The sequence below is a fragment of the Luteimonas chenhongjianii genome, assembly GCF_002327105.1.
In the GTDB taxonomy this organism is placed as follows: domain Bacteria; phylum Pseudomonadota; class Gammaproteobacteria; order Xanthomonadales; family Xanthomonadaceae; genus Luteimonas; species Luteimonas chenhongjianii.
This window is the reverse complement of sequence record NZ_CP023406.1, coordinates 1,315,974-1,340,428: the sequence shown is the minus strand read 5'-3', so window position 1 is coordinate 1,340,428 and position 24,455 is coordinate 1,315,974. Positions and strand designations below refer to the sequence as shown.

Below are 24,455 nucleotides of genomic sequence, written 5' to 3'. Positions count from 1 at the left end.
GATGAAAGTGGTGATTGCGTGCCGCGTCGGAACCGCTTCATGCGGGACCGCGGAGGATGGTGCTCACGAAAGGAATCGAACCTTCGACCTCCTCCTTACCAAGGAGGTGCTCTACCGACTGAGCTACGTGAGCAACGATGTGGAACGGGGAGCCGCGTGGAATGTTCAATGGAGCGGGAGACGGGAATCGAACCCGCACCATCAGCTTGGAAGGCTGAGGTTCTACCGTTGAACTACTCCCGCACCGGGACCCGCTTGCCGCATTACAACCTAATCGCACCGCAATTTGTTTCCACCAAGCCGAAATGGTGGAGGGAGGTGGATTCGAACCACCGAAGGCGTAAGCCAGCAGATTTACAGTCTGCCCCCGTTGGCCGCTTGGGTATCCCTCCGGCTTTCGTCTTGCCGGTGAAAACAGCCCGCGATTTTGGGGCCATTTCCCGATTCTGTCAACGCCGGATGACATTAATTTCATCGGACCGCCGCAGCCTGACCGCGACGTGCGACGGGCGCGCATCTTAACGTCTGCGGCGCGCGAACGCCATGGGTCTGACGCTGGATCGGCACTGAAATCGCATTTCCGCATCCGGAGCGCGCGCGTTGCGGGAACGCAGCCGCCATCGACCAATCGCGTGACGCGCGCCCCAACGGGCGGCAGCGACGCATCGACACGAAAAAGGCGCCCTCGGGCGCCCTTCTCGACACGTCCGCGCAGATCAGACGTTGAAGCGGAAGTGCATCACATCACCGTCCTTGACGATGTACTCCTTGCCTTCGAGCCGCCACTTGCCGGCTTCCTTGGCCCCGCTCTCGCCGTTGTAGCGGATGAAGTCGTCATATCCGACAACTTCTGCGCGGATGAAGCCCTTCTCGAAATCGGTGTGGATGACCGCGGCCGCCTGGGGCGCGGTCGCACCGATCTTCACCGTCCATGCGCGCACTTCCTTGACGCCGGCGGTGAAGTAGGTCTGCAACGCCAGCAGGCCGTAGGCCGCGCGGATCACGCGGTTCAGGCCGGGCTCGTTCAGCCCCAGGTCGGTCAGAAACGCGTCGCGGTCGGCATCGTCGAGCTGCGAGAGCTCTTCCTCGATCGCCGCCGATACCGGCACGACCTCGGCGCCCTCGCCCGCCGCGCGGGCGCGCACGGCATCGAGATGCGGATTGTCCTCGAAGCCGTCCTCGAGCACGTTGGCGATGTACAGCACCGGCTTGGCGGTCAGCAGGAACAGGTCACGGATCACGGCCTGATCGTCATCCGACAGCTTGAGCGCGCGCACCGGCTGGCCATCCGCCAGACCCTTCTGCACGCGACCCAGCACCTCGGCGCGCACCTTGGCGTCCTTGTCGCCGGTCTTGGCCGAACGCTCGGCCCGCTGCAGCGCGCGCTCCACCGAGTCGAGATCGGCGAGCGCGAGCTCGGTATCGATGGTCTCGATGTCGGCGATCGGGTCGACCTTGTTGTTGACGTGGATGACGTCGGGGTTCTCGAAGCAGCGCACCACGTGGGTGATCGCATCGACCTCGCGGATGTGCGACAGGAACTTGTTGCCCAGCCCCTCGCCGCTGGCCGCACCGGCGACGAGGCCGGCGATGTCGACGAACTCGACCGCAGTCGGCAGCACCTTCTGCGGTTTGACGATGGCGGCCAGCGCAGCCAGGCGCAGGTCCGGCACCGGCACGATGCCGACGTTCGGCTCGATGGTGCAGAACGGGAAGTTGGCCGCGGCAATGCCCGCCTTGGTCAACGCGTTGAAAAGGGTCGACTTGCCGACGTTCGGCAGGCCGACGATGCCGCATTTGATGCCCATTGGCGATCCGTCATTCGTGACTCGCGACTGGCGACTCGCCCCTTGCGGGCAAATCGCCAGTCACCAGTCCCGGTCAGGGTTTCGCGGTGTGCAGGCGGGTCATCGCATCCATGAAATTGCCGTCCATCGCCAGCGGCAGCACGTCGATGGCATCGTCGATCGCGCGATCGATGAGGATGTCGTCCTCGGCACTGGGGCGCCCGAGCACCCAGGGCGTGACCTTGTCCTTGTGGCCCGGATGGCCGATGCCGATGCGCAGGCGGTGGAAGCCGCCATGGCCCAGCAGTTTCATCGTGTCGCGCAGCCCGTTCTGTCCGCCGTGCCCGCCGTCGAACTTGAGACGCGCGGTCCCGGGCGGCAGGTCCAGCTCGTCGTGGGCCAGCAGCGCCTGCTCGGGTTCGAACTTCCAGAACCGCAGCGCGGCGGTGACCGACTTGCCGCTGAGGTTCATGAAGGTCGCGGGCTTGAGCAGCCAGACCGACCGACCGGCGATGTCGATCTTCGCGGTCTCGCCGAAGAGCTTGCTGTCGAGCCGGAATGACGCGCCCGCCTTCGCGGCGAGTTCGTCGACAAAACGGAACCCGGCGTTGTGCCGGGTCCTTGCGTATTCGGGACCGGGATTGCCCAGCCCGACGATGAGTCGCAGTCCTGCCATTGCTACGGCGACGCGGGCGCGCCCGAAAGCGCGCCCGCGCGACGATTACTCGTCGGCCTTGGGGGCCGGAGCGGCGGCGGAATCCTCGTCCCCGGCCGGCTCGGCCTCGACGCGACCGTGCTTGGCGACGACGACAGCGACGTCGTGATCCGCGCCCAGCGCCAGCTCGGGGATCTCGACGCCCTCGGGCAGCTTGATCTGCGAGAGGTGGACGATGTCGCCGAGGGCCAGCGACCCCAGGTCGACCTCGATGAATTCCGGCAGGTTGCCCGGCAGGCAGGTCACGGTGACTTCGTTGAGCTCGTGCGTGATCACGACGTCGGCAGCCTTGCCGGCCGGCGAGGCATCTTCGTTGATGAAGTGCAGCGGCACGGCGGTGCGGATGGCCTCGTTCTCGTTCACGCGCTGGAAATCCAGGTGCATGATCTGCTGCTTGAACGGGTGGCGCTGCATGTCACGCAGCAGGACCTTCTGGATTTCGCCGTTGAGGCTCAGCTCGAGGATCGAGGCGTAGAACCATTCGTGCTGGCTCGCGAGCCAGACGTCGTTGTGGCTCAGCTTGATGCTGACGGGCTTGAGGTCGCCGCCGTAGACGACGGCAGGTACTTCACCGGCATGACGGAGGCGGCGGCTCGCACCCTTCCCCTCGTCTTCCCGGCGCTGCACCTTGATTTCATGGGTGATGGCCATTTGCAATATTCACTTTTCTGGATTGAAACCGCCTCGCGGCGGTGATGCGTCTCGTCCGCGACCAGACGAGACGTTGCAGCAGGTCAGTCCACGTAGAGCGAACTGACCGATTCTCCGAATGCGATCCGGCGGATCGTCTCGGCCAGCAGTTCGGCGACGCTGAGCTGGCGGATACGCGCGCAGTTGCGGGCGGCCTCCGACAGCGGAATGGTGTCGGTGACGACCATTTCGTCGAGCTGCGATTTTTCGATGTTGTCGATCGCCGCGCCCGAGAGCACGGCATGGGTGCAGTAGGCCACGACCTTCTCTGCCCCGTTCTTCTTCAGTGCCGCCGCTGCGGCGCACAGGGTGCCGGCAGTATCGACGATGTCGTCGACCAGCACGCAGGTCTTGCCCTGCACGTCGCCGATGATGTTCATCACCGTGGAGACGTTGGCGCGCGGACGGCGCTTGTCGATGATCGCCAGGTCCGCATCGTCGAGCCGCTTGGCGATCGCGCGGGCGCGCACCACGCCGCCGACGTCGGGCGAGACCACCACCATGTTGTCGGTGCCGTGCGCGCGCCAGATGTCGGCCAGCAGCAGCGGCGAGGCGTAGACGTTGTCGACAGGAATGTCGAAGAAGCCCTGGATCTGGTCGGCGTGCAGGTCGATCGTCAGCACGCGGTCGGCGCCGGCGACGGTCACCATCTTCGCCGCGACCTTGGCCGTGATCGGCACCCGCGACGAGCGCAGACGACGGTCCTGGCGCGAGTAGCCGAAGTACGGGATCACCGCGGTGACATTGGTCACCGACGCGCGCTTGAGCGCATCGATGAGCACCAGCAGCTCCATCAGGTTTTCGGCAGAGGGCGCGCAGGTGGGCTGCAGCACGAACACGTCCTGGCGGCGGACGTTCTCCTCGATCTCGACCTGTACCTCGCCGTCGGAGAACGTGGAGACCAGGGCCTTGCCCGGACGCACGCCCAGCTCGCGGCACACGGCCTTGGCCAGCGGGCGATTGGCGTTGCCGGCGAAGATCAGGAGGTTGCGTTCTTCTTTCATGTCTGCTGCTCCGCGTCGCTCTGACCGAGCGGATTGGGAAAGGGGCCGTGCGGAACCCGGAAGACCGGTACACGGGTATCAGGGGCGGCAGGATTCGAACCTGCGAATGCCGGGATCAAAACCCGGTGCCTTAACCACTTGGCGACGCCCCTAGAAAGCGGTGATTCGTGGCTGTCGACTCGGCGCACCACGCCCGAATCGACATCCACCAGCCACCGCTTTCAGCCTTCCGCCTCAAGCGCATCGAGCAAAGGCGACCGCGCCGCGCCGCCGACCACGCGGGTGGAGACCCGCGACGCGACCCGCACCTGCGCGGCTTCGGCGAGTTCGCGGGTCGCGAATTCGACGAAGCAACCGCTGCCCGTGCCGGTCAGGCGTGGCGTACCGATCTCGGCGAGCACCTGGAACACCGCCTCGACGGCGGGTTCCCGGCGCCGCAGGACCGGCTCGAACGCGTTGCCGAGCGATACACCTGAAACGAAGTCGACCATTGTCGCGGGCGCAGCATTTCGCGTCAATTCAGCGGATTGGAACAGCGCACCGGTATTCACGTGGACGCCGGGATCCGCGAGCAGGTACCAGGCGGGCGGCAACGCGATCGGCCGCAAGGACTCGCCGACGCCTTCGGCCCAGGCGTTGTGGCCGCGCACGAATACCGGCACATCGGCGCCAAGGGCCAGGCCGAGGACGGCAAGCCGCTCCACGCCCAGATCGAGTTGCCAGAGCCGGTCGAGGGCGCGCAGCACCGTCGCCGCATCGGAGGACCCCCCGCCCAGGCCAGCGCCCGACGGGATACGCTTATCGACGCTGATGTCGACACCTTGCGCGCTTTTGCCCTCTCGTTGCAGGAGATTGGCGGCGCGCACCACCAGATCCTCATACTCTGGCAGGCCGGGGACGGATGCCCCCACTCGGCGAATGGCGCCATCGTCGCGCAGTCGCAGGTGGATGGTGTCGCCCCAATCGAGCAGCCGGAACACGGTCTGCAGTGCGTGGTAGCCATCGTCGCGGCGCCCCGTGACGAGAAGAAAGAGATTGAGCTTCGCCGGCGCCGGCCAGCTCGACCAGCCGTCCGCTTTCGCATCCACGCCACTCACGGCGCCGGCATCGCCGCGTCGGCGCTCCAGGCATCGACGATCAGACGCACCCGCGCGTCGCCGCGCTGGGCGTTGATGCGGGTCGGCAGCGCGACCGCGGCGTTGCCAGGTTCGGGCTGCCACTCGAGGTAATCGATGGTCCAGCCGTCCTGCTGCAGCCGCGCCAGCTGACCACCCGCGTCGAACCCCAGCTCCGCCGGGCCGGCGATCGCTTCGGGCGCGCGCGTGCCGGCGGCCCAGGCAGCGAGCGCCGCCACAGGAATCTCGAACCCTGTCGCCTGCCACAGCAGGGCGCCGACGTCGGCCCCCGCGCGGGGGCCGCCTTCGAGCCCCTCGATGCGTGCACCGCCCGGCCCGCCCCGCAGCTCCCAGCTCTGCCGGGTGACCGGTGCACTGAGGGTGACGTGGTAGTCGGCGCCGGTTTGCACCCATTCGATGCGCCCGCTGCCGCCATCGCGACCATTGGACATCGCCACGCGCCCGGTGAAGCCGAACGCGGGCATCGCGCGGACCGCGGCCTCGCGCGCGGCCAGGCGCGCCTGCGCCTGCGCCTGCGAATCCGCGTCGAGTTCGACCGTCTGCAGCGGCGCGCGCACCGGCACACTGGTGCACGCGGACAGCGTAATCGCGAGCAACGCGAACCAGGCGATCCGCGGCCTCATGCGCCGGTCTTCTCGAGCGCACGCAGCAGCGAACGGTTTTCCGGATCGATCGCGCGCGCCTCTTCGAAATACTTGCGCGCTTCGTCGCGCCGGCCCAGCGCCCACAGCACCTCGCCGATATGCGAGGCAACCTCGGCGTCCTTCATCATCGAGAACGCGCGGCGGAGTTCGACCAGCGCCTCCTCGTTGCGCCCGAGCCGATAGAGCACCCAACCATAGCTGTCGATGATCGCCGCGTTGTCCGGCTCGGCCACGCGGGCGCGGTCGATCAGTTCCAGCGCCTCGGTGTAGCGCGTGGTGCGGTCTGCGAGCGTATAGCCCAGCGCATTGAGCGCGGCGACGTTTTCCGGATCGGCCACCAGCACGCGGCGCAGATCGGCCTCGGCGCGGGGAATGTCGTCGCGACGCTCCCACATCAGCGCGCGGGCGTACAGCAACGCCGGATCGTCCGGCCGCGCAGCCAGGCCGCGGTTGTAGACGTCGAGTTCGCCGGCATCATCGCCCTGTTGCCGCAGCTCGGCCTCGAGCAGGTAGGCATTGAGACGCAGATCCTCGTCGGCGGTCGCATCGGACTGCAGCTCACGCAGGCGCGCCCAGGCTTCATCGCGCCGGTCGAGCTCGTGGAGCACGCGGGCGCCGCGCAGCCGCGCCTGGGCGCGCTCGGGGCCGCCCGGCACGGTCCGGTACCAGTCGAGCGCTTCCTCGTACTGCTCGAGGTATTCGGCCATCTGGCCCAGCAGAAGGCGCTGCGCGGGGTTCGGGGTCAGCGCGACCGCCTTGACTTCGTCGTAGAGGGCCGCGAGCGCGGCCTTGTTCTCCCCGCGCGCCAGCAGCGAGGCGCGCAGCACGTAGGTGCGGCCGTCCTGCGGCCCCATCGCAAGGGTGCGCTCGGCATCGGCGAGATCGCCGAGGGCGTCGTACTCGGCGGCGATGGCCATGCGCAGATCCGGCGCGATCAGGGCTGCATCGCCAAGTGCAACCAGCGCCTGGCGGGCCTCGTCGGCGCGCCCCGTCTCGCGCAACTGGCTGGCGCGCAGCAGGGCGACGCGGGGCTCGCCCGGAAACCGCGCGACGATGCGTTCGAGGATGCGATCGGTGAGATCGCTGCGATCAAGCCGCTGGGCGAGCCCGCCGAACGCCATCCAGGCCTGCAGCACGTCGGGGATCGCGCCACCATCGACGATCTGGCCGAGCAGGCGCCCCGCCTGCTCCTGATCGCGCGCGCCGCCGCCGAGCACATTGAAAGCATGACGCCAGCCGGCCGGGGAATCGCTGCGCAACAGGGCTTCGAGCTGGCGGCGCGCTGCGCGGTCGCGGCCGCCGCGCAGCGACAGCGTGGCTTCCGCCGCGCGCATCGGCAACGAATCGGGCGCCCCGCGACGCCACAGCTCCAGCGCCTGCGCGGACCGGCGGTCATCGCCGGCGAGCAGGGCGATGCGGGTCGCCCGCTCGGCCAGGCCGACATCGCCGCCGGATTGGCGGGCGGCGTCGAGATACCAGTTGGCGGCTTCGTCCAGGCGGCCGGCCTGCACGGCGAATTCGCCGGCCAGGGTGGCGCCCAGCAGGTCCTGGTGCAGTGGATCGGTGCGGTCGGTATCGCCGCGCTGCGCCTGGGCCACGCCGGCCAGGCCAAGCAGGGGCACCAGCAGCGCCACGCGCAGTTGCGCGGCCGAGGGCAGAGAGAAAACGGGCATCTGGGGCAACCGGGCCGTAAAATGGGCGCCTTCGTCGGAAGCTTATCGCAAGCGCCTGAACGGGATGACCGTCCTTTCCAGGCACCCAGCACATGAGTCTCTTCGCCCTCGGCATCAACCACCAGACCGCGCCGGTCGCCCTGCGCGAGCGTGTCGCGTTCGCCGGCGACGCACTCGGCGCGGCGCTGGCGCAGTTGCGGGCGTTGCCACCGGTGCGGGAAGTCGCATTGCTGTCGACCTGCAACCGCACCGAGCTCTATGCGGTCAGCGATGACGACGGCAGCGCGCTGGCGAACTGGCTGGCGACGCATCCGGGCGACGATGCCGCCGCGCAGGGCGGCACCCTGCACGCCTATCTCTATCGCCACCAGGGCGCCGAGGCGGTGCGACACCTGTTCCGGGTGGCGACGGGTCTGGACTCCCTGGTCCTCGGCGAGCCGCAGATCCTCGGCCAGGTGAAGCAGGCTTGGGCCACCGCGCGCCAGGCAGGCACGCTCGGCAACGAACTCGATCGGGTATTCCAGCACGCCTTTGTCACCGCCAAGCGCGCGCGCAGCGAGACCCGCATCGGCAACAGCCCGGTCTCGGTGGCTTCGCTCGCGGTGCGCCTGGCACAGGAATCCTTCGCCAGCCCCGCCGATTCGGTGGCCCTGCTGGTGGGCGCCGGTGAGACCATCGAGCTGGCCGCGCGGCACCTCGCCCAGGCCAACGTCAAGCGCCTGCTCATCGCCAACCGCACCTATGCCCATGCGCAGGAGCTCGCCGGTCGCCATGGCGGCATCGCGCTGCCGCTCGACGAACTCGACCGCCACCTGTTCCTGGCCGACGTGGTGTTCTCGGCGACCGCCAGTCGTGAGCCGGTGATCCGCCGCGAGCAGGTCGCCGCGGCGCTTTCGGCGCGCAAGCACCGGCCGATGCTGCTGATGGACCTCGCGGTGCCGCGCGACATCGCGCCGGATGTCGCCGACCTCAACGACGTGTTCCTCTATACCGTCGACGATCTGGAGCGGACGCTCGACAGCAACCGGCGCGGCCGGCGCGAAGCCGCCAGCGACGCCGAGGCGATCATCGACCTGCAGGTGACCCGCTTCCGCGAGTCTGTCGCCGCCCGCGGACGGCTCGCCCCGGTCAAGCGCCTGCGTGCGCATGGCGAGGCGCTACGCGGCCAGGCCCTGGCCCGCGCCCGGCAACAACTGGCCGCCGGGCAGTCGCCGGACGCGGTGCTCGAGCTCCTCGCGCACACCCTGACCAACCGGCTGTTGCACCTGCCGACCGCCGCGCTGCGCGAAGCCGCCCTGCGCGGCGACGACACCCTGGCCGACAGCCTCGATGCCCTGCTGCCGCCCGACCCTGCCCCCCGGACCCCCGATGCTGCCGACCCTGCGCCGTAAACTCGAGGCGCTGGCCGAACGCCGCGAAGAACTCGAACGCCTGCTCTCCGACCCGGCAACCGTCTCCGACCAGGCCCGGTTCCGCGCACTCTCGCGCGAGTTCGCCCAGCTCGAACCCCTGGCCACGGCCCTGGCCGAGGAGCGCAGCGCGCTCGACGATCGCGAGGCGGCGCGCTCGCTGCTCGGCGATGCCGACATGCGCGAGATGGCCGAGGAGGAAATCGCGGCCGCCGATGCCCGGCTGGCGGCACTCGAGGCGGACCTGCTGGCATTGCTGGTGCCCCGCGACGCCCGAGACGACGGCGGCTTCTATCTCGAGATCCGCGCGGGCACCGGCGGCGACGAGGCGGCGATCTTCGCCGGCGACCTGTTCCGCATGTACAGCCGCTACGCCGAGCGCCAGGGCTGGCGCGTCGAGGTGGAATCGGCGAGCCCGGGCGAGCACGGCGGTTTTCGCGAAATCATTGCCGCCGTCGACGGCGCCGGCGCCTATGCGCGGCTCAAGTTCGAATCCGGCACGCATCGCGTCCAGCGCGTGCCCGAGACCGAATCGCAGGGCCGCATCCACACCTCGGCAGCCACCGTGGCGATCATTCCGATCGAGGATGCAGGCGAGCCGATCGAACTCAATCCCGCCGACCTCAAGGTCGACACCTTCCGCTCCTCCGGCGCCGGCGGCCAGCACGTCAACAAGACGGACTCGGCGATCCGCATCACCCATCTGCCGAGCGGGCTCGTCGTGGAATCGCAGACCGAGCGCAGCCAGCACGCGAACCGCGACAAGGCGATGAAGCGCCTGCGCGCGATGCTGGCCGAGGCGGAGGCCGACCGCCGCGCCGCGGCGACCGCGGAAGTGCGCAAGCTGCAGGTCGGCAGTGGCGACCGCAGCCAGCGCATCCGCACCTACAACTATCCGCAGGGCCGGATCACCGACCACCGGATCGAAGGCCTCACCCTGTACGACCTGCCGAACGTGCTGGAAGGCAATCTCGACGGCCTGATCGCGCGGCTGTCGCAGGAACACCAGGCCGACGAACTGGCGCGCATGACCGCGCAGTAACCCGTCGCCCGCCTGCGACCTGCGGGCAGACGAAGCGAGACGACTGCCCGCGCCGGGCGCGCCCCCGTGACTCTGCGGACGCGCCCGTCGCACTCCCACTGCCGCAGCGCGAACGCTCACGGCGTGCCGCGCGCTTGAGGGCCGTGCGGTAACCTCGCCGGATGAGCAACCAGACCGATTTCATCCCCCTGCAGATCTGCGTGCTGACGGTCTCCGACAGCCGCAGCCTCGAAACCGACAGCTCCGGCGACTATCTGGTCGAGGCGTTGACCGGCGCCGGCCATCAGATCGCCGAGCGCGCCCTGCTGCCGGACGACCGCTACGCGATGCGCGCACTGGTTTCGAAGTGGATCGCCGATTCCGCGATCGATGGTGTGATCGTCACCGGAGGCACCGGATTCACCGGCCGCGATTCGACGCCCGAGGCCCTGCTTCCGTTGCTGGACAAGCAGATGCCCGGTTTCGGCGAGCTGTTCCGGGCCATCTCCTTCGACGAGATCGGCACGTCGTCACTGCAATCGCGTGCGTTCGCCGGCCTGGCCAACGCGACCTTCCTGTTCGCCCTGCCGGGCTCCACCTCGGCCTGCCGCACGGCGTGGGAGAAGATCATCCACCAGCAGCTCGACGCGCGTACCAGGCCCTGCAATCTCGCGACGATCCGGCCCCGCCTGAAGGAATGACCATCCGCGGGGCCGTGCACGCTTTTTCGGCCCCTGCAAAATCACGACGGTGGCGCGAGGCCGCGCAGCGCCGAGTTCCAAACGACATTCCGCCCCGCGCCGGCCTGCATCGTCTGAATCGCAAGCGAGCCCGCCATGACCCCGATGAAACGCAAGGACTACGAGGCCGCACTGGAGCCGATGCAGGTGGAGCTGGCAGCGGCCGCCCGCTGGCTCAAGCACGCCGGCACACGTCTGCTGGTGATCTTCGAAGGCCGCGACACCGCCGGCAAGGGCGGCGCCATCAAGGCGATCTCCGAGCATCTCAACCCGCGCCAGTGCCATGTCGCCGCCCTGCCCAGGCCCAGTGACCGCGAGGCGAGCCAGTGGTATTTCCAGCGTTACGTTCCGTACCTGCCGTCCGCGGGCGAGATCGCCCTGTTCGATCGCAGCTGGTACAACCGCGCCGGCGTCGAGTCGGTCATGGGCTATGCCACGCCCGCGCAGGTCGCCGCGTTCCTGGCCCAGACACCAGCGTTCGAACGGCAGCTGGTGGACGACGGCATCCTGCTGTTCAAGTACTGGCTGGGCTGTGACCAGGCGCAGCAGGAAGCCCGGTTCGCCGAACGCCTGCGCAACCCGCTCAAGCGCTGGAAGCTGTCACCGGTCGATGTGGCGGCCCGCTCGCGTTACGGCGAATACACCCGCGCCCGCGACACGATGTTTGCCGCCACCCATACCGGGCATGCGCCTTGGACCGCGGTCGATTTCAATGACCAGCGCCGCGGGCGACTGACCCTGCTGCGCAATCTGCTCGATCGGCTGCCCGATACCCGTGTCGACGCGCCCTACATCGAATTTCCACCGCTTGCGCAGGCGCCACTGCCCGAGCGCTACGACGTGATCACGCCACTGCCGCCCTTCCGCGACTGAGCACCGCACCGCGATTGCCGGTCGCCCCGTCCTCATCCAGCGATCGCCGGCCCATCGGCGCCGGCGATCAGGGTTTCCAGACGCTCGGCGGTGACCGGCCCGAGGATCTTCTCGACCACCTGTCCATCCGGGCCGATCAGGTAGGTCATCGGCAGGCCCGGCGGCGTGTCGAAGTCGGCCGGCGGATCGAAGGTGTCGATGATCGCGATCGGATACACCACCGGATGCTTCTGCAGGAAGGCCCGCATGTCGTCGGGCTCGATTTCCTCGTAGGCCAGGCCCACGACCTGCACGTGCTCGCGCATTGCATCCAGCGCGGAAAGTTCGGGCATCTCCTTCAGGCACGGTGCGCACCAGGTTGCCCAGAAGTTCACCACTACCCATTGGCCGCGATGCGCGGCCAGATCGAAGGTGCCGCCGTCGAGCGTCTCCACGCTCAAGGCCGGATGCGTCTTCGAGACGTCCGGCGCCGCCGGCGTCGCAGCCGGTGCCGGGGCCGACGCGGGCGCATCGGGCGCGGCGGGCGTGTCCGCATCGGGCTTGCAGGCGGCAAGCAGCAGGGCAAGGGCGATACAGGGCGCGAGGCGCTTCATGCTGATGTCTCCGTCGAATCGTAGAGGCTGGCGACGCGGCGCTTGAGCAGGTCGCGCAGCGGAATGCGCAGATCGTCGAGCGCGCCCGCCGCGGCGACGCCGAGTGCGTCGTCACGGCACGGCAGGCGCGCCTCGGCAATGGGAATACGCAGGTCGCAGGCTTCGTAGAGCTCGCCCATGGTCAGGGTGTCGAGATCGCGCGCAAGCAGCCACTCGCCCGATTCGGCCCGGCGCACCAGGGCGATTTCCTCGAGCTGCGCGAGCATCTGCTGCACCAGGGCATCGGTCAGCATCGGCTCGCACGCCTGGATGTCGTCGATATGCAGGCCCCGACCCTCGCTGCGCGCCTGCGCAAATCGGCCGAGCATGCGCAGCAGGCCGTAGAACTCGAAACCGCGCGGCAGGCGCATGTGCGCGGGCTGGTAGCGGAACGCCGAGATCGACGAGGCGAACGATGCGCCCAGCAGGATGGCCACCCAGCTCAGATACACCCACAGCAGGAAGATCGGCAGGAAGGCGATCTGCCCGTAGATGCGCGCGTAGGCGTCGAAACTGCCCAGGTACAGGCCGATCCCCCACTTGATGATCTCCGACAGCACGACCGCCAGTGCGGCGCCGGCCAGCGCGTGCCGCCATTGCACGGTCCGGTGTGGCACCACGCGGAAGATCGTCGTGATCGCGGCGAGCTCGATCAGCATCGGCGCCGCCCACAGCATCACGCCGCGCAGCAGGCGCCCCGAATCGGTGTTGAAGATCTCCAGCGCGAAGAACCGCGCCGAGACCGCCAGGCTGGCCGTGGCGAGCAGCGCGCCGAGCGTGAGCACGGTCCAGTAGACGAGAAAGCGGGCGAAGGTGGGCCGCGCGGACTTGACCCGCCAGATCCGGTTGAACGTGGTCTCGACGCTGAGCAGGGTCACCAGCACGGAGATCACCAGCGCGATCACGCCGATCGTCGTCAGCTGGCCGGTATTGCTCAGCAGCTGCATCAGTACCGACTCCACCGCGCGGGCCGAGTCGGGCACGAAGTTGGAGAAGATGTAGTCGCTGAGCTGGTCGCGCCATTGCCCGAATGCGGGAAACACCGACAGCACGCCGAAGACCACCATCGACAGCGGCACCAGCGCGAACACCGTGGTGAAGGCCAGTGCGCCGGCAGCTTCGAACAGCCGGTCGTCGAGGAACCGCCGCCACAGGAAGCGCGCGAAGCTCAGCGCGCGCGCGCGGTCGGCCATCCGTTCGGTCCAGCGGTTGAAGGTGGCGAGTGGCTCCATCGTGGGCGCAGCGTAGCAAAGCGGTTGCGCAGCGATGCATCAGGGATGCCGGGCGCACCGCCCGTGACCTTGCCCCCCGAGGCAGAGGCCGGGGTCCTGCGAACGTCAGGGGATTGCGGGTGCCAGGACGCGGCCCGTGTTGCGACCGGTTGCGCCGCCGGGAATCTGCCGGATGGTTTCCCACTCCTTTTGCATGGGCAGCCCACCTCGCCCACGCCATGCGGAGTGCGCGAGAATGCCGGAATGCGCGGATTCCGATGGTGCTGCGGATTCCGCAGACAAAACCCGCGCGGTTTCCACACGCGCAGCCCACCCATCCACACAGAGGCTCTCCATGCCCGACATCCTCGTCCTCTACTACAGCCGCAACGGCTCGGTCGCCCGGCTTGCCCGCCAGATCGCCCGCGGCATCGGCGAGGTCGACGGCATGCAGGCCCGGCTGCGGACCGTGCCACCGGTCGCCGCGATCACCCAGCAGGCGGCGCCGCCGGTGCCTGACGACGGGGCGCCCTACGTGGACCGTGCGGACATTGCCGAATGCGCGGGACTGCTGCTCGGCAGTCCGACCCGCTTCGGCAACATGGCCGCGCCGCTCAAGCATTTCCTCGACGGGCTCGGCGCGGAGTGGGCCAGCGGCACCCTGGTCGGCAAGCCGGCGGCGGTGTTCACCTCGACCGCGACCCAGCACGGCGGCCAGGAGTCGACGCTGCTGACGATGCTGGTGCCGCTGCTGCACCACGGTTGCGTCATCGCCGGCATCCCGTACACCGAACCGGCTTTGACGACGACACGTGGCGGCGGCACGCCGTATGGCGCCAGCCACGTCGCCGGCCAGCAGGACGATCCGCAGCCGACCGACGACGAGGCGGCGCTTGCGCGGGCACTCGGCCGCCGGATCGCCACGCTTGCCGCGAAGCTCGCCGCGTGAGCACCCAGAGGTCGCGGCCGGACGCCGCGCGCAGCGTACTGGCGTGCTCGCTTGCGCTGATCGCGGTCCTGTACCTGCTCTGGCACCGCGATGATCCGCACTTCGGCGCCGCACTGATCGTGTTCGTGCTGCCCCCGCTGCTGCTGCTCGCCGGGGTGCTGCGCGGGTTGCGCGCCGCGCCGTTGTGGTCGGGCATCGCCGCGCTGTTCTGGTTCTCGCACGGTGTCATGTACGCCTGGTCACACCCCGAGCTCGGCGTCCGGCCGTGGGCGGGCATTGCGCTGTCGCTGGCGGTGGTGTTCTCCGCCAGCCTCCCCGGCCTGCGCGCGCGCTTCGGGCGCAGGTCCGCGTCGGCGGACTGAGCACGCCGCAACGACCGCGGCCGGTATCATGGCGGGCCAGGCCGACCCGCAGGACCGCAACACGATGGACGAGCTGCTGATCGTCACCACCGGTGGCACGATCGACAAGATCTACTTCGACGACAAGTCGGACTTCCAGGTCGGCGACCCGCAGATCGGCCGCATGCTCGAGGAGCTCGGGGTCGCGTTCCGCTACCGCGTGATCCCGATCATCCGCAAGGATTCGCTGCACATCACCGACGAGGATCGCGAGTTGATCCGCGCGACGATTGCCGCGCAGCCGGCCGGCCACGTACTGCTGACCCATGGCACCGATTCGATGGTGGAGACGGCGAAGGTCCTGGCCACGATTCCCGACAAGACCATCGTGCTGACCGGCGCACTGAGCCCGGCCCGATTCCGCGGCTCCGACGCGGAATTCAATATCGGGACCGCCGTCGGCGCCGTGCAGTCGAAGCCGCCGGGGGTCTACGTCGCGATGAACGGTCGCATCTGGGATCCGCTCAAGGTCCGCAAGAACGTCGAGGCCAACCGGTTCGAACCCCTGGGCTGAGGCTCAGTCGCTCCCGGGGCGCTTCGTCGGCATCACCGGCCCCGGGCCGATCGTCATGCGACCGTCCGGCTCGGCGTATTCGACGTCGGGTTCGGCCTCCAGTGCCTGCAGTAGACGCTGCGCCTGCGCGGCATCGAGCTCGGGATCGACCGAGACCACGTCGGCCCCCACCGCCAGCCGCCGCAGCCAGGTCACCCTGGCGGGCACGCCCTTCGCATCCACCAGGCCCGCGGCGCGCGCCGTCTGCGCGATGCGGTCGGCGACCAGGCCAGGGTCCCGCTCCGGCGCGGTGCCCGGCGCGTAACGGACGATGAAACGCTGCTGCATCGGATCGATCTCGGTATTGGCGTCGGTCTGCGGATCGCCGCCCATCGCGCAGGCCGACAACAGCAGGGCTGGCAAAAAGAACGCGGCGCCGAAGCGCCGCGCGGGATTACGGGGAACCTGCAACATGACGGTCTCGGCCGGGAATGCGTGGGGCGCGGGACCGTGATGATGCCCGCACCCCGGGCGCGCCCGGGGTGAACGCCGCTTGCCTCACCAGGTGGCGGTCAACGTCGCACCGCTGAAGGTGGAGTAGGCATTGACCAGCACGTGATAGGTGCCGGCCTGCGGATTGGCGACCGTGCAGGTTTCGTTGTTGCCGCTCAGGAACGGGCGGCAGTCGTAGGCGGTGGTGGTCGGCTGCGCGCCATAACGCAGGTAGAGATCGGCATCCCCCGTCCCGCCGGTCATCGCAACCCGCAGGCTGGCGGTACCGGCCGGCACCTGGATGGTCCAGAACTGCTGGGTCCCCGCTGCCCCTGCCAGACCGGTCACCGGCACACCATTGCGCAGGCTGCCTTCTCCGCCACCTTCGCTCGGCAGGTTGTGGCGCGCCTGCACGGTGACGTTGGCGAACGCCGACTGCCCGACGATCTTGATGTAGTAGATCCCGGCTTCGACGTCGGCGATCCGCACCACTTCGTTGTTGCCCGGACGCTGCGAGATGAAGTCGTAGGCATCGGCCTGCGGTTCCACGTCGCGGCTCACGTACAGCGTCAGGTTGCCGCTGCCACCGGAGGTGGTGATCGACAGCGGCCCGCTGACGTTCTCCGGCACTTCGATGCTGTAGAGCAGTTCGGTCCCGGCCGCGCCCGACTGCCCGGAGAGCGGTGTGCGATTGGTCAGTTCAATGGCATCCGGCGAGAGGTCGCCCACTTCCACCTGTCGGGTGCGGGTGTGGGTATTGCCGTCGTCGTCGGTGACCGTCAGCGAGACCGAGTACACGCCGGCCTCGGCGTAGGTCTTCACCGGGTTGGCTTCGCTTGAGGTGGTGCCATCACCGAAGGCCCATGCGCGGGAGACGATTTCGCCGTCGTCGCTGGAGGTGTCGGTGAAGCTCACCGTCAGGGTGTCGTTGTCTACGCTGAAGTCGAAACCGGCGACCGGATCGCCCGGCTCGGTGCCGCCATCGGCGCCGATGGTGTCGATGAACTCCGCGCCGGTGCCGGCTGCGTCGAGCCAGTCGCTCAGTCGCGTGGCCGCGGTCCCACCGCCACTCCACGAGGTGAACAGACGGCCGTACCAGTCGACGTGGTCGTCGCCCGTGGTCGAACACGAGGCATAACCGCCGTGCAGCTGACCGATCACCCGGCCTTCGGGGCTGTAGATCGGCGACCCCGACGAACCACCCTCGGTGGTGCCGCGCTGGTTCCACTGCACCCACAGGTGGGTGGTGCCGCTGCCGCCCAGATATCCCTCGACACGCAAGGGATTGTCCGAATGGGTGATGCGCTTCTCGGCGACGCGCGGATGGTGGATGCCCGTCGCGCCCGCGGGGGCGAGATCGCGGCGGTCCCAGCCCGACCAGCTCAGGTTGAACGCGGGATCTGCCGCGTCGTCGAGCTCGAGCAGGGTGAAGTCGGACGCGGCGTAGGTCGCACGGACCACCGCGCCGGTCTGGTTCTGGGCCAGGCTGCCATCACCGTTGGCGCCGCTCTCGGCGCTGCCCGGCGTGCGGCAGGTGGAGTTCTGGTAGTTCCAGTAGACGACGATGCTGGCCGCGGCGTCGGCCGTGCCCATGCCGCAGTGGTTGGCGGTCAGGAAGTACATCTTCTGATCGCCGGCGGTGTTGTTGACCAGAGAGCCGCTGCAGTAGAACGTGCCGAAGCGGGAGTACGCGCCGACGGACGGGATCTCGTCGCGGAACTCGTCGCCATCGGGGCACACCACGTCGACATTGCAACTGCCCGAGACCCCCTTAGTCTGTGCCAGCGCGCCTTCGCGGGCCAGTCGGCCGAAGCCGACATAGTCGTGGTTCACGCTGGTCAGGCGCAGCTTCAGTGCGGAGGCCTGCGACTTCGGCACGACCACTTCGATCAGCGCGTTGTCGCCCGGCACGATCGGCGTCCACAGGCTGCCGGAGGGCTTGTTGTCGGCGGCGGTGAAGGTATGGATGGCCTCGGGATTGGCATTGCGGTCGAGGCCCTCGGGATAGACCAGCAGGCGCGCGCCTTCGGGCAGATGGAACTCGGAGAAGCCGAAGTTCAAGGACAGCGCGTCCTTCGATTCCACACGCAGCCGCCAGACCAGGTTGCCGCCGGCGATCTCGTCCCAGTCGCCGGCGTTGTTCGGCGTGAGGTCCACGGCGTGCGGCGTGGCGAAGCGGATCGGCCGGAGGCCGAGCGCACGATCCTGCCTGGCGTCTTCAGCGCGCAGGCGCGCGATGTCGACCGCCGGCATGCGCTTGAGCTCGACGGTGTGTTCGGCCGGAAGCCGGTGGTCGAAGGCGGCCGGGCGCGCGTCCCGGCCTGCAGCTGCGGCAGCACCGACCGACAGCGTGCCGGCGGTGATGCATGCGATGAGTGTCTTCATCCTGATGTCTACCCCTCGTTGGTGACCCGCATGGAACGGCGCACGCCGCAGCGGCCTGCCCCGCCGGCACCAGGTCCCGCGACGCGGTGCCTGATGCCTGCCTGATTCCCTGGAGCGCCCTGCGGTCAGTTGTGGCTGGCGCGCAACGTGACCCCGGAGAACGACGTGTAGCCGCGGACCAGCACGTGCCAGGTGCCGGCCTGCGGTGTGGCGAACGAACAGCTCTCGGCGTTGCCGGACCGGTACGGGCGGCAGTCGTAGGTCGATGTCGTCGGGGCGCTGCCGCGGCGCACGTAGAGATCGGCATCGCCGCTGCCGCCGGAGATCGCGATCACCAGATTGCGCGCGCCAGCGGGCACCGTGAACGTCCAGCGCTGGGCGCTGCCCGCGGCGCCCGATACGCCGGTGACCGGCACTCCGTTCTGCAGCCCGCCATCGCCGGGATCAGGCTCCGGATCCGGTGTCGGACCGGTGCCACCCGTGGCCGCCGCGACCGCGGCGGCGGCGTCGACGATGCCGGCGCCGATCGGCTGCGAGGGTGTGGACGGGAACGCGCGCGCGGTGCTCGTCAGCAGCGTCTTGATCTGGGCCGGCGTCCGCGCCGGATTCGACACCGACTGGATCAGCGCGACCACGCCCGCCACGTGCGGCGCCGCCATCGACGTGCCGTCATAGGACGCGTAGCTCTCGCTGCCGGGCGTGGTCCGGCCGCTGTTGAGCGTGGAGACGATGCCCGAGCCCGGCGCCGAGATCGTGATGCCGGCGCCGTAGTTGGAGAAGCTCGACCGAGCTCCGGTGCTCGTATTGGAGGCCACCGCGATCACGTTGCTGCAGTTGGCGGGGGAGAATCCGGAGACGTTGGCGTTGCTGTTGCCCGCCGCGATCACCAGCGTCGTCCCGCGCCCGACCGCGCCATTGATCGCGCTCTGCATCGCATTGCCGCAGGCGCCGCTGCCGCCGAGACTTAGGTTGATGACCTCGGCCGGATTCTGGTTTGCGGGTACGCCGGTGACGCTGCCGCCCGAGGCCCACACCACCGCATCGGCGATATCGGAGTCGTAGCCGCCGCCCCGGCCGAGCACGCGGACCGGCACCACCCTGGCTTCGGGCGCGGTGCCGGCGACCCCGACCCCGTTGTTGCTTACCGCCGCCACCGTGCCGGCGACGTGGGTCCCGTGCCAGCTGGAGCTGCGGCCGCCGTAGAAATCGCCCGGATCGCTGGGGTCGGCATCGCGCCCGCCGCCATCGCCCGCCACCGTGGCATCGATGATGAAGTCGTAGCCCGGCAGGATGTTGGCATTGAGGTCGCTGTGGCTGGCGATGCCGGTATCGAGCACTGCGACCACGGCGCCGGCGCCCCGGGTGACGTCCCAGGCCTGGGTGGCGCGGATGCCGCCCGGCCCGGTCCCGAAGCCGTACTGGCTGCTGAAGCGCGGATCGTTCGGCGTCCAGAACGCCTGGTTGAGCTTGTCGACCTCGACGTACTCCACATCGGGATCGTCGGCGATCTGCCGCATCAGCGACTCGGCATCGGCGCGATCGAGCTTGCGGCTGGTGCGTACGACGTCCGCGCCCTGGGTCATGCGACGCAGGTGCTCGACACGCAGTTGTTGGCCGGCACCGACCGCGATACGCGCAGCCGGCGCGCGAAGCGCGCTGGCGACCGCCGCGGGGCTGGTCTGCGCCGCCGAGCCTTCACGGTATTTGACGATGAACCGGTCATGGGCCTCGGCCGACTGCAGGCCACCGAGATTGAGCCGGTCAGTGGCCTGGGAGGCCGGGGCGAGAGCGGCGAGCGCGAGCGCGGTGGCCACGACGAGCAGACGATGGCGCGGCGCGTGATGCGGAAGATTCGGCATCTGACTATCCCCAACGGGTGGGTGGGCCGCACGGGCGGCATCTCCGGAGCGGCGCCTCAATGTCGGGCAACACTGACTCCGTCGCGATGCGGACATGACAAAACTGACCGCAAACTGACGCTACGCGACAGCACGGCTCGGGAGCAACGCAAAAATCGGCTTGGCGCGCTCCAAAAAAGCGCACCACGTCACATATTGACGATTCACGTCAGATTTATTTGCGGAACGTCCGCTGAATGGAGGCCCGAGATTGGGCCTCAGAGCATTCCGGTCTCGAGGCGCGCGGCCTCGGACATCATCGTCCGGTTCCACGGCGGGTCGAACACCAGCTCGACGTCGGCCTCTTCGACGGTCGGGATCAGTTCGAGCTTGCTGCGGACGTCGTCGACCAGGATGTCGCCCATGCCGCAGCCCGGCGCGGTCAGCGTCATCTTGACCTCGATCCTGCGCTGGCCGTCCGTTGCGGGCTGCACATCGGCCTCGTAGACCAGGCCCAGATCGACCACGTTGATCGGAATCTCGGGATCGAAGCAGGTCCGCAGCTGCTCCCAGACCATCCGCTCGACCGCGGCGTCGTCGGCACCGTCCGGCAGTTCCAGCGGGACCGGCGGCTCCTTGCCGATCGCATCGGCATCACGGCCGGAAATGCGGAACAGGTTGCCTTCCACGAACAGCGTGTAGCTGCCGCCGAGGGCCTGGGTGATGTAGCCGGCGCTGCCGGCGGGCAGAGTCACGTGTTCGCCTGCCGGCACGAGAACGGCGGCGCAATCGCGCTCGAAACGGACGGGTTCGCTGCTACGGGAATACATGGCCTGGAAGATTGTGGCGGATGGCGGCCACGCAAGTGCTGTCATTGTATCGTCGCCCGCCGGTATGCTGGCCGCCCGTTTCGCCCTGCAGCCCGCCATGTCGTCGAGGCAACACCCCGCCCGCACCCGGCGTTGGCCCCTGGCAATCGGCCTGCTCCTGCTCGGCAGCGCCGGCATCGCCGCTGCGTGGATCCTGCTGGCCGATGCAAGCGGCGCCCAGTCGAGCTGGATGGCGGTGATCGCCGCGCTCGATGCCGCGTGGCTGCTCCGGCTGGCGCGGGCCCGCCCGGGCATGGCCCGTGCACTCGCCGGCTGCGCGGCGACACTGCTGGCGATCGTCATCGCCAACTGGGGCATCGTCGCCTCGCAGCTCGCCAGGCCGATGGGCATGATGCCGTGGGAATCAGCGCTCAAGCTTGGCACGCACCACGCGTGGACGCTGGCCTCGCTGGCGAACGCGCCGGCCGACCTGGCCTGGCTCGGCGCCGGACTGTTGATCGCGCTGGTGCTCTCGCGCTGAGGGCTCAGTGCCCGCCGTCGAGCGCCTTGAGTTCGGCGACCAGGGCGCCGGCCGCCTCCGCCCCGTCCCCGTAGAGCATGCGGGCATTGTCGGCATAGAACAGCGCGTTCTCGATACCGGCAAAGCCCGTGCCCTTGCCGCGCTTGATCACCACGACGTTCTTCGCCCGCACCACGTCGAGAATCGGCATGCCGTAGATGGGTGAGGCGGGATCGGTCCTGGCAGAGGGATTGACCACGTCGTTGGCGCCGATGACCAGCGCCACGTCGGTGTTGGGAAATTCCGGATTGATGTCGTCCATGTCGACGATCAGGTCGTAGGGCACCCCGGCCTCGGCCAGCAGCACGTTCATGTGGCCGGGCATGCGGCCGGCGACCGGATGGATCGCGAACCGCACCTTGACCCCGCGTTCGATCAGGCGTTGAGCGAGCTCCCAGATCTTGTGCTGGGCCTGGGCCACGGCCATGCCATAGCCCGGCACGATGACCACGCGTTCGGCATAGGCCATCAATGCCGCGACATCCGCGGCCTCGACGGGTTTCTGGCTGCCCTCGATCGCGGCGCCCGCGCCCCCCGCGCTGAAGCTCGAGAACAGCACGCTGCCGATCGAGCGGTTCATCGCCCTGGCCATCAGGCGGGTCAGCAGCATGCCGGCCGCGCCGACCATGGTGCCGGCGATGATCAGTGCCTCGTTGCCGAGCACGTAACCTTCGAACGCGACGGCCAGGCCGGTCAGCGCGTTGTAGAGCGAAATCACGACCGGCATGTCGGCGCCGCCGATGGGCAGCGTCATCAGTACGCCCAGCAGCAGCGCCAGCGCGAAGAACACGATGATGGCCGGCATACCCAGCGTGTGCGCCGCCAATCCTCCGGCCACCAGCGCGCCCGCGAATACGACCAGGTTGAAGAGCTGCTGTCCGCGGAACACATAGCGCCTGTCCATGCGCCCGTCGAGCTTGGCCCAGGCGATCACCGAGCCCGACAACGCGATCGCGCCGATCAATGCCCCCAGCATCGCCAGGACCAGCGACAGCCGCGCCGGCGCGATGCCGGCAGCAGACCAGCGCAACAGCTCGACCGCGCCGATCGCCGCCGCGGCCCCGCCGCCCAGGCCGTTGTAGAGCGCGACCATCTGCGGCATGTCGGTGATCGCGACCTTCCGGCCCGACATCCAGGCGAACCCGCCTCCCAGCGCGATCGCAAGCAGCATCAGGCCGATGTTCCCGAGCCCGGGCACGAAGAACGTGGCCACGGTCGCCAGCACCATGCCCACGCCCGCCCATTGGATGCCAGACCGTGCCGAGCGCGGGGATGCCATGCGCTGCATGCCGAGCAGGAACAGCGTCGCGGCAATGAAGTAGCTGGCGGCGACCAGGCCGGTCCGCAGGTCCAAGCCGCTCATGGCACCGCCGCCCGGGTCCGCGCCCGGCCGGGACGCGCAACCGCGCCGGCCGCGACTCGCCCGATGACGGGACGCCATGGCGCCATCAGCAGCGACGAGTACGGCAGGCAGATGATCCGCCGGAACGCCGCGCGGGCCCGATGCTTCCCGCGCGCAGCCACGCCACTCACGATTTGCCGCCCGGTCTGGCGCTCGGCTTGAACATCTCCAGCATCCGCTCGGTCACGACGTAACCGCCGGCCGCGTTGCCCGCGCCCATCAGCACCGCGATGAAGCCGATGATCTTCTCGAGCGTCGTGTCCGCGTGCCCGAGCACCAGCATTGCGCCGATCAGCACGATGCCGTGAATGAAATTGGAGCCCGACATCAGCGGGGTATGCAGGATCGTCGGCACCCGCGAAATGATCACGTGGCCGGCGATGGCCGCCAGCATGAAGATGTACAGCGCCACGACACCATCGATCATCGCGATTCCCCGGGGCCCGTGCCCGCATCATAACCACCGGTGAACGCGGCGCCACCCGGGCGTCGCCCACCTCGGGCCAGGTCAACCACGAGGCCGGCGACGCGTTGATCCCACATACCTCCCGCCACTGGCGACGACGCGACGATGGATGGCAGCCATTTCCCTGACCGGGCAGCGCACACCGTGCACGGTAGGCTTGCAGCCGTGACCGACGCCCCCGTCGCGGCCGATGCCGCCAGCCCAGCCCTGCCGTCCACGCTCGCGGAATTTTTCGCAAGCGTGGAGCGGCGGGCCTTCCGATTCGCCGAGCTCGGCCTGCGCAACCGCGACGATGCCCTGGACGCGGTCCAGGACGCGATGACCAAGATGCTCGGCTATGCCGATCGCCCGGCGAGCGAATGGACACCGCTGTTCTGGACCGTGCTGCGCAGCCGGATCATCGACGTGCAGCGACGACGGACGTTCCGCCTGACCTGGCTCAGTGATGCGCGGATGCCCGAGGGGGACGAGATCGACTGGGCCGATACCGGCCCCGACCCCGAGCGCACCCAGGAGGGACGCGAGGCATGGACGCAGCTGGCGCAGGCCCTGCGGCAGTTGCCGCGCCGCCAGCGGGAGGCGTTCACGCTGCGCGTCCTCGAAGAATTCGATGTCGAGACCACCGCCCGCATCATGGGATGCAGCGCTGGCTCGGTGAAGACCCATCTGTTCCGCGCCCGCGAGGCGTTGCAGACGCAACTGGAGGAGTTCCGATGAACCGGGAGCAAGATCCGCTCGACGATGCCGCCCTGCGCGCGCTTTATCGCCGGTCACAGGGCACGATCAGCCCGCAGACGACTGCGCGCCTGCACCGCGGGCGGCATGCGGCACTGCAGGTGGCCGATACACCGCGCTTCGGTTGGCGCTTGCCTCTGGCAGCCGGCTTCGCGGCCGTGTTCGCGCTTGCGATCGGTCTGCGCCTGGCGCTGCCGGGCGATACGCCGGGCGGACCAGCCCCGGCCCCCGCGCCTGCGCTCGCGGCGGCCACACCGGCGGGGCCGCTCGATGACGAACTCGGTGACGCCCTGGCCGGGCTGGAGGAGTCGCCCGACTTCTACCGCTGGCTGGCCGACAACGAAACCACCCTGCTTGCCCTGGAATGACC

At 68.9% G+C, this 24,455-nt stretch carries 25 protein-coding genes and 4 tRNA genes; 10 read left to right on the top strand and 19 right to left on the bottom strand.

Annotation, left to right across the window (positions count from 1 at the left end; translation table 11 throughout):
* Positions 1–57: 57 nt before the first annotated feature.
* The 11 genes from CNR27_RS06115 to CNR27_RS06065 form a co-directional block, all read right to left on the bottom strand.
* A tRNA-Thr gene (locus CNR27_RS06115) sits at positions 58–133 on the bottom strand.
* A 36-nt stretch (positions 134–169) separates the two neighbouring features.
* Positions 170–243: transfer RNA gene (locus CNR27_RS06110), tRNA-Gly, on the bottom strand.
* 63 nt (positions 244–306) lie between these two features.
* Positions 307–392, bottom strand: a tRNA-Tyr gene (locus tag CNR27_RS06105).
* Between the two features lie 324 nt (positions 393–716).
* Complete coding sequence (ychF, locus tag CNR27_RS06100) at positions 717–1,808, bottom strand: redox-regulated ATPase YchF (protein WP_096297396.1); 1,092 nt, start codon at positions 1,806–1,808, stop codon at positions 717–719.
* A 73-nt stretch (positions 1,809–1,881) separates the two neighbouring features.
* Complete coding sequence (gene pth / locus CNR27_RS06095) at positions 1,882–2,463, bottom strand: aminoacyl-tRNA hydrolase (protein ID WP_096297395.1); 582 nt, start codon at positions 2,461–2,463, stop codon at positions 1,882–1,884.
* 45 nt (positions 2,464–2,508) lie between these two features.
* On the bottom strand, positions 2,509–3,153 hold the full coding sequence (locus CNR27_RS06090; RefSeq protein WP_096297394.1) for a 50S ribosomal protein L25/general stress protein Ctc: 645 nt from the start codon (positions 3,151–3,153) through the stop codon (positions 2,509–2,511).
* Between the two features lie 83 nt (positions 3,154–3,236).
* The gene (locus tag CNR27_RS06085) at positions 3,237–4,196 is read right to left on the bottom strand and encodes a ribose-phosphate diphosphokinase (RefSeq protein WP_096297393.1); all 960 of its coding nucleotides are present in this window, start codon (positions 4,194–4,196) and stop codon (positions 3,237–3,239) included.
* Between the two features lie 79 nt (positions 4,197–4,275).
* Positions 4,276–4,348 (bottom strand) — tRNA-Gln (locus CNR27_RS06080).
* A gap of 69 nt (positions 4,349–4,417) precedes the next feature.
* Positions 4,418–5,284, bottom strand: a complete 867-nt coding sequence (gene ispE, locus CNR27_RS06075; RefSeq protein WP_096297392.1) for a 4-(cytidine 5'-diphospho)-2-C-methyl-D-erythritol kinase — start codon at positions 5,282–5,284, stop codon at positions 4,418–4,420.
* A gap of 5 nt (positions 5,285–5,289) precedes the next feature.
* Positions 5,290–5,955: a lipoprotein insertase outer membrane protein LolB gene (gene lolB / locus CNR27_RS06070; protein ID WP_096297391.1), complete on the bottom strand. Its 666-nt coding sequence runs from the start codon at positions 5,953–5,955 to the stop codon at positions 5,290–5,292.
* On the bottom strand, positions 5,952–7,649 hold the full coding sequence (locus tag CNR27_RS06065) for a tetratricopeptide repeat protein (protein ID WP_096297390.1): 1,698 nt from the start codon (positions 7,647–7,649) through the stop codon (positions 5,952–5,954). Before CNR27_RS06065 ends, lolB begins: the two co-directional genes overlap by 4 nt.
* A gap of 92 nt (positions 7,650–7,741) precedes the next feature.
* On the opposite strand from CNR27_RS06065, the gene hemA reads away from it, so the two are divergent.
* The 4 genes from hemA (at position 7,742) to ppk2 (ending at position 11,692) form a co-directional block, all read left to right on the top strand.
* Positions 7,742–9,040, top strand: coding sequence for a glutamyl-tRNA reductase (hemA, locus tag CNR27_RS06060; protein WP_096297389.1), 1,299 nt, complete (start codon positions 7,742–7,744; stop codon positions 9,038–9,040).
* Positions 9,018–10,100 (top strand): peptide chain release factor 1, encoded by a 1,083-nt coding sequence (prfA, locus tag CNR27_RS06055; RefSeq protein WP_096297388.1) that lies wholly within the window; start codon positions 9,018–9,020, stop codon positions 10,098–10,100. Before hemA ends, prfA begins: the two co-directional genes overlap by 23 nt.
* A gap of 161 nt (positions 10,101–10,261) precedes the next feature.
* Positions 10,262–10,780 (top strand): molybdenum cofactor biosynthesis protein B, encoded by a 519-nt coding sequence (gene moaB, locus CNR27_RS06050; RefSeq protein ID WP_096297387.1) that lies wholly within the window; start codon positions 10,262–10,264, stop codon positions 10,778–10,780.
* Positions 10,781–10,915: 135 nt separating this feature from the next.
* On the top strand, positions 10,916–11,692 hold the full coding sequence (gene ppk2, locus CNR27_RS06045) for a polyphosphate kinase 2 (RefSeq protein WP_096297386.1): 777 nt from the start codon (positions 10,916–10,918) through the stop codon (positions 11,690–11,692).
* A 32-nt stretch (positions 11,693–11,724) separates the two neighbouring features.
* On the opposite strand, the gene CNR27_RS06040 is transcribed toward ppk2, so the two are convergent.
* Both CNR27_RS06040 and CNR27_RS06035 read right to left on the bottom strand, forming a co-directional pair.
* On the bottom strand, positions 11,725–12,285 hold the full coding sequence (locus CNR27_RS06040; RefSeq protein ID WP_096297385.1) for a TlpA family protein disulfide reductase: 561 nt from the start codon (positions 12,283–12,285) through the stop codon (positions 11,725–11,727).
* On the bottom strand, positions 12,282–13,556 hold the full coding sequence (locus tag CNR27_RS06035) for a YihY family inner membrane protein (RefSeq protein WP_096297384.1): 1,275 nt from the start codon (positions 13,554–13,556) through the stop codon (positions 12,282–12,284). Before CNR27_RS06035 ends, CNR27_RS06040 begins: the two co-directional genes overlap by 4 nt.
* Positions 13,557–13,890: 334 nt before the next feature.
* On the opposite strand from CNR27_RS06035, the gene wrbA reads away from it, so the two are divergent.
* The 3 genes from wrbA (at position 13,891) to CNR27_RS06020 (ending at position 15,399) form a co-directional block, all read left to right on the top strand.
* Complete coding sequence (wrbA, locus tag CNR27_RS06030) at positions 13,891–14,484, top strand: NAD(P)H:quinone oxidoreductase (RefSeq protein WP_096297383.1); 594 nt, start codon at positions 13,891–13,893, stop codon at positions 14,482–14,484.
* Entirely contained in the window at positions 14,481–14,846 is a 366-nt protein-coding gene (locus CNR27_RS06025) for a DUF2069 domain-containing protein (protein ID WP_096297382.1), read from the top strand. Before wrbA ends, CNR27_RS06025 begins: the two co-directional genes overlap by 4 nt.
* Positions 14,847–14,910: 64 nt before the next feature.
* Positions 14,911–15,399: an asparaginase domain-containing protein gene (locus CNR27_RS06020; RefSeq protein WP_096300362.1), complete on the top strand. Its 489-nt coding sequence runs from the start codon at positions 14,911–14,913 to the stop codon at positions 15,397–15,399.
* 3 nt (positions 15,400–15,402) lie between these two features.
* Here CNR27_RS06020 and CNR27_RS06015 read toward each other — a convergent pair whose 3' ends face one another.
* The 4 genes from CNR27_RS06015 to sufT all read right to left on the bottom strand — a co-directional run bounded on the left by CNR27_RS06015 (position 15,403) and on the right by sufT (position 20,923).
* Positions 15,403–15,852 (bottom strand): hypothetical protein, encoded by a 450-nt coding sequence (locus tag CNR27_RS06015; RefSeq protein WP_096297381.1) that lies wholly within the window; start codon positions 15,850–15,852, stop codon positions 15,403–15,405.
* Positions 15,853–15,936: 84 nt separating this feature from the next.
* On the bottom strand, positions 15,937–18,255 hold the full coding sequence (locus tag CNR27_RS06010) for a pre-peptidase C-terminal domain-containing protein (RefSeq protein ID WP_096297380.1): 2,319 nt from the start codon (positions 18,253–18,255) through the stop codon (positions 15,937–15,939).
* A gap of 125 nt (positions 18,256–18,380) precedes the next feature.
* Positions 18,381–20,114 (bottom strand): S8 family peptidase, encoded by a 1,734-nt coding sequence (locus tag CNR27_RS06005; protein ID WP_096297379.1) that lies wholly within the window; start codon positions 20,112–20,114, stop codon positions 18,381–18,383.
* Between the two features lie 257 nt (positions 20,115–20,371).
* Positions 20,372–20,923 carry a putative Fe-S cluster assembly protein SufT gene (gene sufT, locus CNR27_RS06000; protein ID WP_096297378.1) on the bottom strand — a complete coding sequence of 184 codons (552 nt, stop codon included), beginning with the start codon at positions 20,921–20,923 and terminating at the stop codon, positions 20,372–20,374.
* Positions 20,924–21,020: 97 nt separating this feature from the next.
* Here sufT and CNR27_RS05995 point away from each other — a divergent pair, with 97 nt between their 5' ends.
* Positions 21,021–21,443, top strand: a complete 423-nt coding sequence (locus tag CNR27_RS05995; protein WP_123832717.1) for a hypothetical protein — start codon at positions 21,021–21,023, stop codon at positions 21,441–21,443.
* Positions 21,444–21,447: 4 nt separating this feature from the next.
* On the opposite strand, the gene CNR27_RS05990 is transcribed toward CNR27_RS05995, so the two are convergent.
* Both CNR27_RS05990 and CNR27_RS05985 read right to left on the bottom strand, forming a co-directional pair.
* Positions 21,448–22,845 carry an NAD(P)(+) transhydrogenase (Re/Si-specific) subunit beta gene (locus CNR27_RS05990; protein ID WP_096297376.1) on the bottom strand — a complete coding sequence of 466 codons (1,398 nt, stop codon included), beginning with the start codon at positions 22,843–22,845 and terminating at the stop codon, positions 21,448–21,450.
* A 166-nt stretch (positions 22,846–23,011) separates the two neighbouring features.
* Entirely contained in the window at positions 23,012–23,311 is a 300-nt protein-coding gene (locus CNR27_RS05985; protein ID WP_096297375.1) for an NAD(P) transhydrogenase subunit alpha part 2, read from the bottom strand.
* A 144-nt stretch (positions 23,312–23,455) separates the two neighbouring features.
* Between CNR27_RS05985 and CNR27_RS05980 the strand changes: the two genes are divergently transcribed.
* On the top strand, positions 23,456–24,067 hold the full coding sequence (locus tag CNR27_RS05980; RefSeq protein WP_096297374.1) for an RNA polymerase sigma factor: 612 nt from the start codon (positions 23,456–23,458) through the stop codon (positions 24,065–24,067).
* Positions 24,064–24,453, top strand: coding sequence for a hypothetical protein (locus CNR27_RS05975; protein WP_096297373.1), 390 nt, complete (start codon positions 24,064–24,066; stop codon positions 24,451–24,453). Before CNR27_RS05980 ends, CNR27_RS05975 begins: the two co-directional genes overlap by 4 nt.
* Positions 24,454–24,455: the final 2 nt, after the last annotated feature.